The sequence below is a fragment of the Paenibacillus stellifer genome (assembly GCF_000758685.1).
Taxonomy (GTDB): Bacteria; Bacillota; Bacilli; order Paenibacillales; family Paenibacillaceae; genus Paenibacillus_AQ; species Paenibacillus_AQ stellifer.
On the sequence record NZ_CP009286.1, the window covers coordinates 4,264,492 to 4,277,682 of the forward strand.

Below are 13,191 nucleotides of genomic sequence, written 5' to 3' on the forward strand. Positions count from 1 at the left end.
TTATGCAGCCCATGGGCGATTGACCTCCCAGAAGCAAAAAAAATCCTTCCACACGGCATTTGATATGCCTGCATGGAAGGATTTTGCGTCAGACTTATAGTTTTAGGATTCCCAAACCTTGTGACCGTCCTTGTCCACCACTTTGCGGAATTCCTCCAGCAGCTTGAGGGTAATCGGTCCGGCATGGCCTTCGCCGATCTTCCGTCCATCGATTTCCCGGCAGGCGATAACCTCAGCCGCGGTTCCGGTGAAGAACACTTCGTCAGCGATATAGAGATCATGCAGAGAGAAAGGCTCTTCCTTAAGCTTGATGCCCAGCTTCTCGCACAGTTCGATAATAGCCAGACGCGTAATTCCTTCCAGAGCGCCCAGATAGCAAGGCGGGGTATAGACAACTCCATTTTTGATGATAAAAATATTGTCGCCCGATCCCTCCGTCACATACCCCTGAGCGTTCAGCATGATAGCTTCGTCCGCTTCCGCCAGGTTGGACTGGATTTTGACCAGGATATTGTTCAGATAGTTCAGCGACTTGATCTTCGGGTTGAGCGCATCCGGAATGTTGCGGCGCTGCGACACGGAAACCGCGCGAAGGCCGTTCAGGTACGCCTGCTCCGGATAGATAGCCAGCTGCTCCACAATGATGATAACGCTCGCCTTCGGGCAGCGGCGCGGGTCCAGGCCCAGATTGCCTGCACCGCGGGAGACGATCAGACGGATATATCCATCGCGCATGTCGTTGCGGCTGATCGTCTCGGCCATCGCTTCCAGCATTTCATCATAGGTCAGGGGGATATCGAGCATTATGGATTTCGCCGAATCGTACAGACGGTTCAAGTGTTCCTTGCATTTGAAAATATTTCCGTTATAAATCCGGATGCCCTCAAAGATACCGTCTCCGTACAAAAAACCGTGATCGAATACGGATACCACAGCATCTTTCTTTGTTACATATTCACCATCAAGATAAATCCACTGTTCTGACATGAACTTACTGCACCTCCGCTTTCTCTTCCTCATAGGTGTATGTGGGGTACGAGCCCAGGATTCGGACCATGCAGCCCAATGCTTTGATTTCCTCAATAGCGGCAGGGAGAAGGACCGAGTCGAGCGGTTCGAGCACATCAATATAAAAATAATAAGCGCCCAGCTTCTTCTTGGTCGGCAGCGATTCAATCCGCGACAAGTTCAATCTCCGCCAGGCGAACGCCGACAGCACTTGATGAAGCGCGCCCGGAAAGTCCTCCGGCAGCGTTACCAGCACGCTTGTCTTGCTTCCCGTGCTTATACGGGGAATTTGAAGCTTCTCGGGGCCGACCAGTACAAAACGGGTAAAATTGTTGCCGTGATCAGTGATTTTTGGAGCGATGATTTCAAGGCCGTGCGTTCTGGCTCCCAGCTCGATCCCGATGGCTGCCCAGCCCCGGCCGGGATTGTTCTTCACAATCTCCACGGCTTCCGAGGTGCTGCCGACCGTTTCAAGCTCGGCTTGAGGCGCATTCGCGCGGATAAACAGACCGCACTGTGCCATCGCGACGGGATGAGAGAGAATCTTCGTTATGCCGGAGTAATCAGCCTTGCCTTCCGCATTCCGGAATTCGCCGGGATTTACGATCAGATTCTGAATGGACGGGTAAATCCATTCCGCCTGCATCGGCAGGTCCACTTCATGAATAAGCCAGTCCATATGCATGCTGACCGAGCCCTCAATCGTATTCTCAATCGGGATAACGCTGTAATCCGATTCCCCTCTGGCTGTGGCCAGAAATACATCCGATATCAGCTTGTGAAACGCCGGCCGGCAGGACTCTCCTTTCATGAGATACAGCAGAGCTTCATGGGATGTCGTCCCTTCCGGCAGTACGGCTATCGATTTCATGAATGTACTTCTCCTTTTATCATATCCAAAAATGATTGATTTTGCATCCCTTCCGGGGATGCCGGCAGCAGGACGGCGCCGGAGCGGCAGGGCGACAGCCAGCGGGAAGCCGCCTGGATGCCATGGGCTGCCATCGTGTCCTTCATGAACGCTTCCAGTTCATTTCTGCGAGGCTCCTTGCGGTCCACCAGCGCAATGAGCGTCGGGCCGGCGCCGCTGAGCGCGACGCCGAGCGCACCGTGCTGCGTCGCTCCGGCCAGCACGGCTTCCATGCCGGGCACAAGCGGCGCCCGGTATGGCTGGTGCAGGCGGTCGCGCATCGCCGCACCGATGAGATCGAGCCGGCCGCAGGCCAAGGCTCCGGTCAGCAGCGACGAGCGGCTGACATTGTATACGGCGTCGGCCATCGTAAGCTCGGCCGGCAGCGCCTGGCGCGCCTTTGAGGTCGCCAGCTCGAACTCCGGGATGACGACCAGTGTGTCCAGGTCTTCCGGCGGCTCGATGCGGATAACATCCGCATGGCTGCCGTCCCAGGCGGCGGCGATGATTCCGCCGAACAGGGAGGCGCCGACATTGTCGGGATGCTTCTCAAGCGCGGTCGCCATATCGAAGATCTTCGCCTCATCCAGCGGAGAGCCGATCAGGGCATTGGCCGCGACCATGCCGCCGATAATGGCGGAAGCGCTGCTGCCAAGCCCCCGGGTAAGAGGAATCTCCGAATACATGGAGATCTCAAGCTCAGGCACGGATACGCCGGCTTCGTCGAATACCATCTGGGCCACCTTATAGATCAGGTTGCTCTTGTCCTGCGCAACGCTCTTCATCTCTTCGCCATGCAGATGAAACAGCGTCTCCTCTGCTTCGGCCATTTCAATCCAGGCATACAGCGACAGCGCCATTCCAAGCGTATCAAAGCCCGGACCCATATTGGCTGTGCTTCCCGGAACCTTTACCCGGGATTTACGAATGCCGGTCATGACGGCACCCCCTCTGGAGTGTCAGCCGCATGAAGCCTTCCATTTGACACTTACGTTCTTTATTATCTTCTCTTCCGGAATTTCTCACAACCCATAAGTCTCCTTTTAAAGATAATTTCCTTCCCGGCCACAGCTTCCGAATCAGCCCTCAACGCGGTAGTGGCTCTTCACCCGGCGGATGACCTCCAGTTCTTCGAAGCGCTGGAGCACTTTGTTCATGCTCGCCTTGCTGGCGTTATGCGTCACGATAATAATCTCGGCATCCGGATTGTTCGGATTCGCCTGCTGCACAACGGAATCCAGGCTGACGTCGCATTCGGCGAACACCTGGGTGATTTTGGCCAGCACGCCCGCTTTGTCGTCCACGTGAAGCAGAAGGAAATTTTTATAGAAAATATGATCGTCGCCCGTCAGCTTCTTCTGCTTGTACGGAACAATCTGCTTCAGACCGTTCACACCGAGTCTCAGGTTCTTGATTACCGCCACAAGATCGGCGACAACCGAAGTAGCCGTCGGCATCTCACCTGCTCCCGCGCCGTAGAACATCGTCTCGCCAACCGCTTCTCCGTAGACATAAACAGCATTGTAGACCCCGTTCACGGAAGCAATCGGATGACTGGCCCGGATCATGGTCGGCTGGACGCTGATGCTGAATTCATCGTTCTTGCTCTCCGCGATGCCCAGCAGCTTGATCTCATAGCCGAGGCGCTTCGCAAACTGGATGTCCTCCTTGCTGACCTGGGAAATGCCGCTTACGCTCACATCCTGAAGCTCAACATTGGTACGGAACCCGAGCGTTCCGAGAATGGACATTTTGCGCGCAGCATCCAGTCCTTCCACATCAGAGGTCGGGTCCGCTTCGGCGTACCCAAGCTCCTGGGCTTCCTTCAGCACGTCGGCGTAGGACGCCCCCTCCTGGCTCATCTTCGTCAGTATGTAATTGGTCGTGCCATTAACAATGCCCATGATCTTCACAATCCGGTCAGACGAGAACCCTTCGATCAGGGTGCGGATAATCGGAATGCCTCCAGCCACACTGGCTTCGTAAAAGACATCGCACTGCTTCTCCTGGGCCTTCGCCAGAATCTCCGCACCGTGCAGCGCCATCAGATCCTTGTTCGCAGTTACGATATGCTTGCCGCGTTCGAGCGCCTCCAGTATGTACCCTTTTGTTGTCTCGACGCCACCCATTACTTCCACGATAACATCGATCTCGGGATCGCGTATAACCTCCCACGGGTCTGTGGTCAACTTCGCCGGATCGATCTCGATCGACCTCGGCTTATCCGCCGATTTGACAGCGATGCGTTCGATGATAATCGGCGAGCCGACCTGACTGCTCAGATCCTCCTGGTTCCCCTGTACGATTCGCACCACTCCCGTGCCGACCGTTCCCAGACCGAGCAATCCTACTTTCACCGGTTTCATTTGAATCTGAATCCCCCTTAACGTATTTATCCCTCTCACCAACATCGTCATAGCCATGCGCCGCCTTTCACGATTATCCCTGTCCCACTATTGCGGCCCGCTTGACGCCCGGCATCCCTTTCAGGCTGTCCAGCATATCGCCAAGCTCGTCGTTCAAATGGGTGATCTCGATGGAAAGAACAACATTGGCCCAGCCTTGAAGCGGAATGCTCTGATGAATGGTCAGGACGTTCGCGCCATGCCCGGCAACAGCTCCCAACACCTTGGACAGCATGCCGGACTCGTGCTCCAGATCCATCGATATCGTGACAATCCGTTCCCGCTCCAACTGGTGGATCAGATGAATGCCGTCTTTGTATTTGTAGAACGCGCTCCGGCTTAGACCGACCTGCTCTACACCCTCATGCACCGTCTTGGCATCCCCGGCTTCCAGCAGCTGCTTGACCTGCATCGTCTTCAGCACCGCTTCGGGTAAAATATCTTCACGAACCAAATAATAACGTTCTTTCACAAACGTCCTCTCCTCGGAGACTTTTGTTTTCATATAGTGGACATTATAAAATGATTCCTCTGCAATTGCAATACTTTTCACAGAACCGATGCACTCTTGCTTTAAAGCGACAGCACTCACTTTACGCAAATAGAGCCTCCCCGCAAAGGACAAGGCATATAAGAGCTGCATAGCTTGCCGTTATGCTTTTTCCGCGATACAAAGTTATTCTTGTGGTCATTGTTCCAATTGGTTACATATCGTGTGCAGAGAAGTTGGGGGTGATCGGTTTCATGAATAGTTATAAAACAGCAGAAATAGCGCGCATCTTCGGGATTCATCCTAAACACTGTGCGGCTATATGAGGAACTTGGACTTATTCCCAAGCCGGAACGGAGAGCGAACGGTTATCGCGTGTTTAGGGATTTCCATGTGGAGCAGCTAAAGCTTGCAAGGACCGCTCTAAAAGTCGAGGTTTTGCAAAATGGTCTTCGCAAACAAGCAATTGAGATTATTAAGGCCTCATGTGCCCTGAATTTTACCAGAGCTATTCATTTGACGGAGCATTATATCGAGCAATTAACCAGAGAACAAAGAAACGCCGAAGAAGCCATTGCGATTACAGAAAAGCTGTTGTCAGGTGAGAATCAAGAACTGAGCAGCGCTATTTTAACCAGAAAAGAAACGGCCGACCTGCTGCAAATCTCAATGGACGCTTTAAGGAATTGGGAAATGAACGGTACCTTGCCTTATGAGGTTATGCCTGCGGCGCTTCAAAAAGCGGCCAGTCTATTGCCACTGACACAGGGCATCAAGATGTTGAAGGCCGCGTCGCTTGGCATGCCAATGGAGAGCGTTATCCTTCCCGTGGTTATAATGTTTGTACTTATCGTGATTTGTGTGGGCATATCTCTTCGCTTGTTCAAATGGGAGTAAAAAATGAGTAAAAACCGGCGCGCCATCCCCGAGGAAAGGCGCGCCGGTCCTGTAATATATGCTAATGTTGATCTCGCCGCTTAATAGTAGCTGCTGCTCTCTACAAATTCGAATTCAAAGTCCGCAATCCGGACAATCGTGCCCTCAACGGCACCGCGCTTGCGCAGCTCCTCATCGACACCCATATGGCGGAGCGTCCGGGCCAGCTTCAAAATGGCGTCATGCGAATTCAGCTGCATGCGCTTCAGCATTCGCTCGATCTTCGCGCTGTGAACGACGTACGTCTCGTTATCCCGGGTAATGGTGAACGAATTGTCATCTGCCGGATTCAGCTTGTACACCTTGCGTTCGTTGCTCTCCGTAACCTCTTCCACGGCTGGCGCCTGCGGGATGGAATCCAGCAGATCGGCGGCGCGGTAGAGCAGTTCCTGAATGCCCTGGCGTGTCAGCGAGGAGATCGGCAGAATCTCAAGATTCGGGATGACGTTACCGGCCCGTTCACGGAAGGAAGCCAGATTGGCCGCGGCCTCTTCCATATCCATCTTGTTGGCTGCAACAATCTGCGGCCGTTCGGCAAGACCGACGTTGTACAGCTTCAGCTCGTCATTGATCTTCACCCAGTCGTCAAAGGGATCGCGTCCCTCCGAACCGGCCATATCCACAACATGAATGATAATTCGCGTGCGTTCGATATGGCGGAGAAATTCATGGCCGAGCCCCACGCCCTCATGGGCGCCTTCGATCAGTCCAGGCAGATCGGCCATCACGAAGCTGCGGCCGTCGCCAACGTCCACCACACCGAGATTGGGGGTGATCGTCGTGAAATGATAAGCTCCGATTTTGGGCTTCGCTGCGGAAACGACGGACAGCAGCGTGGATTTGCCTACGCTGGGAAAGCCGACCAGGCCAACGTCAGCCATGACCTTCAGCTCCAGCACCACATAGCGCTCCTGTCCTTCTTCCCCATTCTCCGCAAGCTCCGGAGCGGGATTGTTCGGAGTGGCGAAGCGGATGTTGCCGCGGCCTCCGCGGCCGCCCTTGGCCACGACAACCTCCTGGCCGTGGCGGGTCATATCGGCGATTACTTCGCCGGAATCATCGTCTATCAGCACAGTTCCCGGCGGAATGCGGACGATCATATCGTCAGCTCCCGCACCGTGCTGGCTCTTGTTGCGGCCTTTCTCGCCCCGCTGGGCTTTGAAATGCCGCTGGTAGCGGAAGTCCATCAGCGTACGCAGACCTTCATCCACCCGGAAGATCACGTCGCCGCCCCTGCCGCCGTCACCGCCGGCAGGTCCTCCTTCCGGCACGTATTTCTCGCGCCGGAACGCCACCAGACCGTCGCCGCCGTCGCCGGCTTTGACGTAGATCTTGGCTTTATCTACAAACATGGATATCTCACCTTCCCTTACTTACATTCCTATTGGCAGGCGAAGCTTCAAATCCGTCCGGTTATGCCCGGACCGCTCCATCCGGATCAGCTTGCTCTGCGCCGTATTTTTGACAATAAGTTCCCAAAAACCCGTTCCGCTATTAAGGCCCTCGCCTTCAGCACAGAAAGCGACTACGGCATCCCCGTCTTCCTGCCGGAACGAGATACTTAACTGACGCGGCTCTCCAGAAGACCCCGTCCCTCCAAACTGGCACGCTCTGACCGCTCCGATCACCGCCGAGGTCAGCTCGTCTCCGGCTTCGGGAGACAGCTTGTCACCGAGCTGGAGCCCTTCCTCCACCTCAACGTTCAGCTCCAGGCTCCCGCCCACCGTACGGTAGGATTGGAGAAAGAAGACCAGTGAAGGGATACCCAGCTTGGCTATGCGGCTGTCCAGCGCGATGCGTTCTTTTATTCTTTCCACAGTCTGCACGGATTTATCAGGCTTGTTGAGCTGAATGTATCCGTATAAGACTTGGAGATCGTTCATCCAATCATGGCGATGGTGATTCAGTGTCCGAATCGCCGCCTGCTGAAGCGCGCGCTCCTGCCTTTGGCGTTCTCTTTCGCCATTTGCGCGAATCGCACCGGCGGCGGCGAGCACCGCCCCTGCGCCCCATGCCGCAGCCAGCAGAGCAGCCCAGCGCGCGGGCCAGACCCAGGCGATTGCGGCCGGCACCGCAAGCGATGCCACCGAAAGACCCAATGCCATTTTCCAGGATTTCATCATCTTCCCCGTCCCTCTTACGTTCGTGAATGATCCACGCCTGCCGCAGGCCGAACTACTTCATGTTTACCCAGTATACCATACGGAATCCCGCGAATTCACCAGAAAGAGGAAGAAATTCAGGGCGGACCAGCTTTGCGAATGGGGCGGGAGTCGCCGGGTCTTATCGGCATTTAAAAAAGCCCCCGGCTTTCATGCCGGGGGCTTCTAACCAGTTATGGTCGGTAAGCTTAGACTTCCAGAGCCGCCGCTACCGGAGCGACGTCTACCGGGTAGACGCTCACTTTCTTGCGATCGCGACCCAGACGCTCGAACTTCACAACGCCGTCCACTTTGGCGAACAGGGTATCGTCCTTGCCGATGCCCACGTTCGTGCCGGGGTGGATTTTCGTTCCGCGCTGACGAACCAGGATGCTTCCGCCAGTAACGGCTTGACCGTCGGCACGCTTAACGCCAAGACGTTTTGCGTGGCTGTCACGACCGTTCTTTGTGGAACCTACACCTTTCTTCGATGCGAAGAGCTGAAGATCAAATTTCAACATGCTGTCTACCTCCTTCTTTTAAAGAGTAACTTCCTGTATTTTGATATACTTACCGTACGATTGTGCAATAATACCCAGCATAACGACCATGGACTCCAGCAGAAGCTGAACTTTCGCTGCGGTTTCTTCATCTTCGACAGGAACCAGCGTAGCGCTTAAGAACCCGTCTTTCATAGTAGAATCCAGTACAACTCCGGTGAGAGTTTCGATTGCGTTCACCGTTCCGGCCGTAGCCGTTGAAACGCCGGCGCATACGATATCTCTTCCCCGTCTGTCATAATCGGCGTGGCCTTTTACAGCGAAAGCGATAATCGATCCTTGGGGAGAAGAGCGTGTGATACGTACGTTAATCATTCAACGCACCTTCTTACGCTTGGATCTTCTCGATCGTTACTTTCGTGTAAGGCTGACGATGGCCCTGCTTCTTGTGGTAGTTCTTCTTCGGTTTGTATTTGTATACGACAACCTTCTGACCCTTACCATGTCTTTCCACCTTAGCCGTTACGGAAGCGCCGCTTACGAGCGGAGTTCCCGCTGTCAGACCGCCTTCGTTCGATACAGCCAGGACACGGTCAAACGTTACGCTTGCTCCGTCTTCCGCGTTCAGCTTCTCGATGTACAATACGTCGCCCTCTTGAACTTTGTATTGCTTGCCGCCAGTTTCAATAATTGCATACATGCTAGTTGCACCTCCTCATGTCTCAGACTCGCCTAATCCAGGTGGCCGTTCCCGATGGAACCGCGCTTGGGATACCTGATCGGAGCGGTTACAGCATGTGATGGCACATTACCAACACATACTTGATGATAGTAACACATAACCTTCCCTCAGTCAAATCAAATCTCAAATGTCTAGCATTCGAAACGTCCTCTAGTCCGCCGCCGCAAAATCCGGCGTTCCGCTCCGGCCCGTTCCTCCGCAGCAGGAACAGGGAGCCTGTACGACACCGGATGTCTGCCGGGCTTTTTTGCGCGTCATTTCCAGGAGGCCCAGCCGGGTCCAGCCCAATATATGCGTTTTGGTTCTGTCCTTCGCCAGCACGCTCTCCAGCCGGTCCGTGACCAGCTTGCGATGCTCCTCCTGCTCCATGTCGATAAAATCGACGATAATAATGCCGCCTGTATCCCGCAGGCGAATCAGTCTGCCGATCTCCTCGGCCGCCAGCAGGTTCGTTCGCGTCACCGTCTCCTCCAGCGTTGAGCCGCCCGTATACTGGGCTGTGTTGACGTCGATAACGGTAAACGCCTCAGTCTCGTCCCAAATGAGCGTTCCTCCGCCGTCCAGCATGATTTTGCGGGCAAAGCTGCGGTTCAGCTCGTCCCATATCCGGTAGCGGACAAACACCGAATCGCCGGCCTCGTCCAGCTTGACCGCGCCGGGACGGCCTGGCGCCATATCCTCGAGAAACACCTCGGCCTCTTTGGCGGCCCGAGCCGAGTCTATGATAAGCTCGTCCTGCTTCGGGTCGAAGGCGTCCCGGAGAAAACGCTGGACAATGCTTAGATCGCGATGCAGAAGCGCAGGAGCCTCGGCCTGATCAGCCCTGCGCAAAATTCCCTTCCACTGCGCGCGAAGCGTTTCAAGATCGCCTTCTACCGCTTCCGGAGGCTCGTCTTCCGCCACTGTGCGCATAATAAGCCCTTCCTCGTTCTCCCGCAGGCGTTCTCCCAGCGCCTTTAGCCGGTTTCGTTCGGAATCGCGGACTATTTTTTTGGAGACGCCTACATATTCCGCAGAGGGCATATATACCATCCATCGCCCGGGCAGCGTAAAATGCGTCGTGACACGGGCCCCCTTTCCGCCGCGGGGCTCCTTTCTGACCTGCACGATGATTTCCTGTCCCGGATGCAGCAGCGTATCAATGGAAGGCTTCACGGGAGGCTGCTTCTCCAGATGCGGGTGCAGCACGTCATCTATATATAGAAAAGCGTTCTTTTTCTGTCCGATATCGACAAAAGCGGCCTGCATGCCGGGCAGCACATTGATTACTCTGCCTTTGTAGTAGCTCCCGACGAGTTCTTCCTGTTCTCCGCGTTCGGCGGCATATTCCACAAGCTTCCCTTCATCCAGAAGGGCCATACGGGTCACATGCTCCGAACAGTGGACGATCATTTGTTTCATGGCTTCACCTCTGGTTCTCACATTGCAAAATCTCACATTCCAAAATAAGACGAGAGCAAACGCTGTTCGGGCACAACGGCCGTCACGCTCCCCTCGGCATCCAGCACATAGATTAAATGATACCGGTTCCGCTTAAATAGACGCAAGATCTCATCCAAAGGTTTCGCATAAGAAGCAACTATCGGACTAGCCGGACTCCCCTTGTCCCGGTATTGCTCGTACAGAATCTCCCTTTTCATCAAAAAAGAAAGGAACCGGTACGGCAGATTCCGATGATCCGTTATGTTGGAATAGAGCAGAAACCCGGCGATCAGGAGCAGATTCAGCCGGAGACCTCCGCCGTATTCCAGAGGGAGCAGCGCATAGACGCCCACTGCGGCGCTAAAGACCACGCTGACTCTGCCGCACCAGAGCAGCGCCGAATAATATGGAGCCTGGAAGCTGACGGCAGCCTGTACGATTTTACCCCCGTCAAGAGGAAGAATAGGCAGCAGATTGAACAGAGCGATCATCAGATTAGCGTGAATCAAATAGTCCATAAAGGCCGGATCTCCCCAGCTCATGGCTTTCAGCAGCATAACACCCAGGATCAGGAAGACATTCTGAAGCGGCCCGGCAATGGCGATGCCGATTTCCCGGAAGGCGGTCAGCCGGCCGTTATCCTCGATAACCGCCACGCCACCGAACGGAAGAAGCTGCACGGATTTGACAGAGGCGCCGGCAAGCTCGGCAGCCCAGACATGTCCAAGCTCATGAATGAGCACAATGGTGAACAGTGTGATCAATTCGAGAAATTGTCCGGTGACAATCGAGAGCAGCAAAATGATGACGAACAGCGGATGCAGGGAGAAGGCGATGCCTTTTATCCTAATCAAAGGTAATCTCTTCTGTGGGGTCGACGTACTTCTTGTCCTTCATCAGCGAAAAATACAGCAGACTGGCCGACGAGCCTGCCGGCTCCTGCAGCCATCCGACGGTATCCCCGCTCTCCAGCCAGTCATTCGCCTTCAGCTTCGTCCCGCTCAGGTGGCCGTACTCGGCGGTCAGCCCCCCTGTATGCTGCACCGTCACTCTGATGCCTCCTCCGGTCTCCTTCGTTACGGACAGCACTCTTCCGATATCGACGCTCTTCACCGTCACGCCGGGTCCTGCCTCCGAGGAAGGAACGACCTCGATCCCTTTTAGCGAAACGGCGAACGGTCTGACGACGCTTCCGGTCAGGGGAGCGGTCAGTCTGCTGGCAGCGGTCACTTTGCGGGCAGGCTGCTCCCCATTTTCGAACATCGGGATAAAAGCGGGGGCGCCGTCGAAATAACGATCGTACAAGGTCCGGACAGAAGCGAAATCCATATCCTTGCTCAGTGCGTCGGCCACCAGATCCTGTGCGCGGTAAGCCCAGGGCTCCTTGACCAGGAACACCCCCCAGACCATGCCAAACAGAACAGCGCTTGCGATGATTCGCCGCAGCAGTCCCTTCCAGAACCTCGGCTTGTTGAAGTCTCCTTCGTCTTCCCATTCCCTTTTCTGCGTTTTCCAGGCTTTCTCGGGATCGGGCTCTCCGTCTTCTCCGGCAACACGTTTCCGCCAATCCTCCATCCCCGGACTTCCCGGGGCGCGGAAGAATGGTTCTCTGGAGACCTTGGGGTTTTGGCTGCGCCAATCCCGGGTATCCTTGCGATCTTTCCCATCCCTTGCTTTATAACCCATACTGATCCCCTCCGGCGGGCTTGTTTGCTCTCATTCTATGAGTTCAGGAAGCCTGTTTAGAACCGGACGAAAATCTGCTATAATCATGTCGGTTTATTATGGAAGCGGAAGGGGAATGGCGTGTGGAGGGCTTAAGAAACACCGTATGCGAAACTCGGGTATATACAGAGGAGGTCAAGACGCATGAGCATGCCTACGGCCAGCTTACGTTTCCGCTTGAAGGCTCCATGTGCCTGGATACGCCTTCCGAGAGCGTGCTGTTGCAGAAGGGTTCCTGTCTGTATCTGCCGCCCGCATGCAGCCACAGCTTCAGTTCGCCGGGACGCAACCGGTTTCTCGTCCTGGATATCCCTTCCAGGTTTTTATCGGACGTTACGGGGAAAGGGGGAGCGGCTGTAACCCTCAAGATGGACGACCGTTGGAAGTCGTTGAGCCAGCTGTTTCTCCGGGAGGCCGAGGAAGCACCGAATGGCGAAGCCTCTCACCCGGTCGAACACCTTGTCCGGTACGCCTGCGGCATTTTGCCAAAATCGGCTTCGCCGTCGCTGGAGTATCTTCAACTCCATTTCGCAGAACCTTTGACTACCACCCAACTGGCAGCGATCGAGCACTACCATCCCAAGTATTACATCGCCTGGTTCAAAAAAATGACGGGCCACACGCCCACCTCCTACATCCTGCAATTGCGGATGAACGCCGCCAAGCAACTGCTTCGCGAAACCGCACTCCCGGTATCGATGATCGGCCAGGAGGTCGGATATGCATACGCCGGTTCCTTTATCAAACTGTTCTCCCGCTCAGAGGGCATGACTCCCCAGCAATACCGCAGGGGCTTCCGGTAAGCAGGCGGGAGATTTGCCGCTTCATCTGACTGCTTCTTTCGTTGAGCAGCCTTCTTCGTAACAATAGATCGGCTATTCTTCTGACTCAGGACTGGCCATGTTCTTACTC

15 protein-coding genes, 1 pseudogene and 1 other annotated feature are annotated in these 13,191 nt (G+C 55.0%); of the genes and pseudogenes, 3 read left to right on the top strand and 13 right to left on the bottom strand.

Going from position 1 to position 13,191, the window contains the following annotated elements; translation table 11 throughout:
• Window positions 1-102: 102 nt before the first annotated feature.
• The 5 genes from ilvE to PSTEL_RS19675 all read right to left on the bottom strand — a co-directional run bounded on the left by ilvE (window position 103) and on the right by PSTEL_RS19675 (window position 4,795).
• Complete coding sequence (gene ilvE, locus PSTEL_RS19655) at window positions 103-987, bottom strand: branched-chain-amino-acid transaminase (protein ID WP_038697955.1); 885 nt, start codon at window positions 985-987, stop codon at window positions 103-105.
• Window positions 988-991: 4 nt separating this feature from the next.
• Window positions 992-1,879, bottom strand: coding sequence for a prephenate dehydratase (gene pheA, locus PSTEL_RS19660; protein WP_038697957.1), 888 nt, complete (start codon window positions 1,877-1,879; stop codon window positions 992-994).
• The gene (gene thrB / locus PSTEL_RS19665; protein ID WP_038697959.1) at window positions 1,876-2,856 is read right to left on the bottom strand and encodes a homoserine kinase; all 981 of its coding nucleotides are present in this window, start codon (window positions 2,854-2,856) and stop codon (window positions 1,876-1,878) included. Before thrB ends, pheA begins: the two co-directional genes overlap by 4 nt.
• A 141-nt stretch (window positions 2,857-2,997) precedes the next feature.
• Window positions 2,998-4,284, bottom strand: a complete 1,287-nt coding sequence (locus tag PSTEL_RS19670) for a homoserine dehydrogenase (RefSeq protein WP_038697961.1) — start codon at window positions 4,282-4,284, stop codon at window positions 2,998-3,000.
• 73 nt (window positions 4,285-4,357) lie between these two features.
• The gene (locus tag PSTEL_RS19675) at window positions 4,358-4,795 is read right to left on the bottom strand and encodes an ACT domain-containing protein (RefSeq protein WP_038697963.1); all 438 of its coding nucleotides are present in this window, start codon (window positions 4,793-4,795) and stop codon (window positions 4,358-4,360) included.
• A 330-nt stretch (window positions 4,796-5,125) separates the two neighbouring features.
• Here PSTEL_RS19675 and PSTEL_RS28990 point away from each other — a divergent pair.
• Both PSTEL_RS28990 and PSTEL_RS28570 read left to right on the top strand, forming a co-directional pair.
• Window positions 5,126-5,185 (top strand): annotated as a pseudogene (locus tag PSTEL_RS28990) (hypothetical protein); the annotation flags it as partial.
• Window positions 5,186-5,206: 21 nt separating this feature from the next.
• On the top strand, window positions 5,207-5,710 hold the full coding sequence (locus PSTEL_RS28570; protein ID WP_245625225.1) for an ABC transporter permease: 504 nt from the start codon (window positions 5,207-5,209) through the stop codon (window positions 5,708-5,710).
• A gap of 80 nt (window positions 5,711-5,790) precedes the next feature.
• Here PSTEL_RS28570 and obgE read toward each other — a convergent pair whose 3' ends face one another.
• The 8 genes from obgE to PSTEL_RS19720 form a co-directional block, all read right to left on the bottom strand.
• Window positions 5,791-7,101 carry a GTPase ObgE gene (gene obgE, locus PSTEL_RS19685; protein ID WP_038697965.1) on the bottom strand — a complete coding sequence of 437 codons (1,311 nt, stop codon included), beginning with the start codon at window positions 7,099-7,101 and terminating at the stop codon, window positions 5,791-5,793.
• Between the two features lie 21 nt (window positions 7,102-7,122).
• On the bottom strand, window positions 7,123-7,872 hold the full coding sequence (locus PSTEL_RS27200) for a Spo0B domain-containing protein (RefSeq protein WP_245624992.1): 750 nt from the start codon (window positions 7,870-7,872) through the stop codon (window positions 7,123-7,125).
• 227 nt (window positions 7,873-8,099) lie between these two features.
• Window positions 8,100-8,411, bottom strand: a complete 312-nt coding sequence (gene rpmA, locus PSTEL_RS19695) for a 50S ribosomal protein L27 (protein ID WP_038697967.1) — start codon at window positions 8,409-8,411, stop codon at window positions 8,100-8,102.
• An 18-nt stretch (window positions 8,412-8,429) separates the two neighbouring features.
• Window positions 8,430-8,765, bottom strand: a complete 336-nt coding sequence (locus tag PSTEL_RS19700) for a ribosomal-processing cysteine protease Prp (RefSeq protein WP_038697969.1) — start codon at window positions 8,763-8,765, stop codon at window positions 8,430-8,432.
• A gap of 13 nt (window positions 8,766-8,778) precedes the next feature.
• Window positions 8,779-9,090 (bottom strand): 50S ribosomal protein L21, encoded by a 312-nt coding sequence (gene rplU, locus PSTEL_RS19705; RefSeq protein ID WP_038697971.1) that lies wholly within the window; start codon window positions 9,088-9,090, stop codon window positions 8,779-8,781.
• Window positions 9,091-9,104: 14 nt separating this feature from the next.
• Window positions 9,105-9,190, bottom strand: a sequence feature (ribosomal protein L21 leader region).
• Between the two features lie 92 nt (window positions 9,191-9,282).
• Entirely contained in the window at window positions 9,283-10,533 is a 1,251-nt protein-coding gene (locus PSTEL_RS19710) for an Rne/Rng family ribonuclease (RefSeq protein WP_038697973.1), read from the bottom strand.
• Between the two features lie 32 nt (window positions 10,534-10,565).
• Entirely contained in the window at window positions 10,566-11,408 is an 843-nt protein-coding gene (locus tag PSTEL_RS19715; protein WP_038697975.1) for a M50 family metallopeptidase, read from the bottom strand.
• Window positions 11,401-12,240: a M23 family metallopeptidase gene (locus PSTEL_RS19720; RefSeq protein WP_052098705.1), complete on the bottom strand. Its 840-nt coding sequence runs from the start codon at window positions 12,238-12,240 to the stop codon at window positions 11,401-11,403. Before PSTEL_RS19720 ends, PSTEL_RS19715 begins: the two co-directional genes overlap by 8 nt.
• A gap of 98 nt (window positions 12,241-12,338) precedes the next feature.
• On the opposite strand from PSTEL_RS19720, the gene PSTEL_RS19725 reads away from it, so the two are divergent.
• A complete protein-coding gene (locus tag PSTEL_RS19725; RefSeq protein WP_084065200.1) occupies window positions 12,339-13,082 on the top strand; it encodes a helix-turn-helix transcriptional regulator in 744 nt (247 codons plus the stop codon).
• Window positions 13,083-13,191 lie beyond the last annotated feature (109 nt).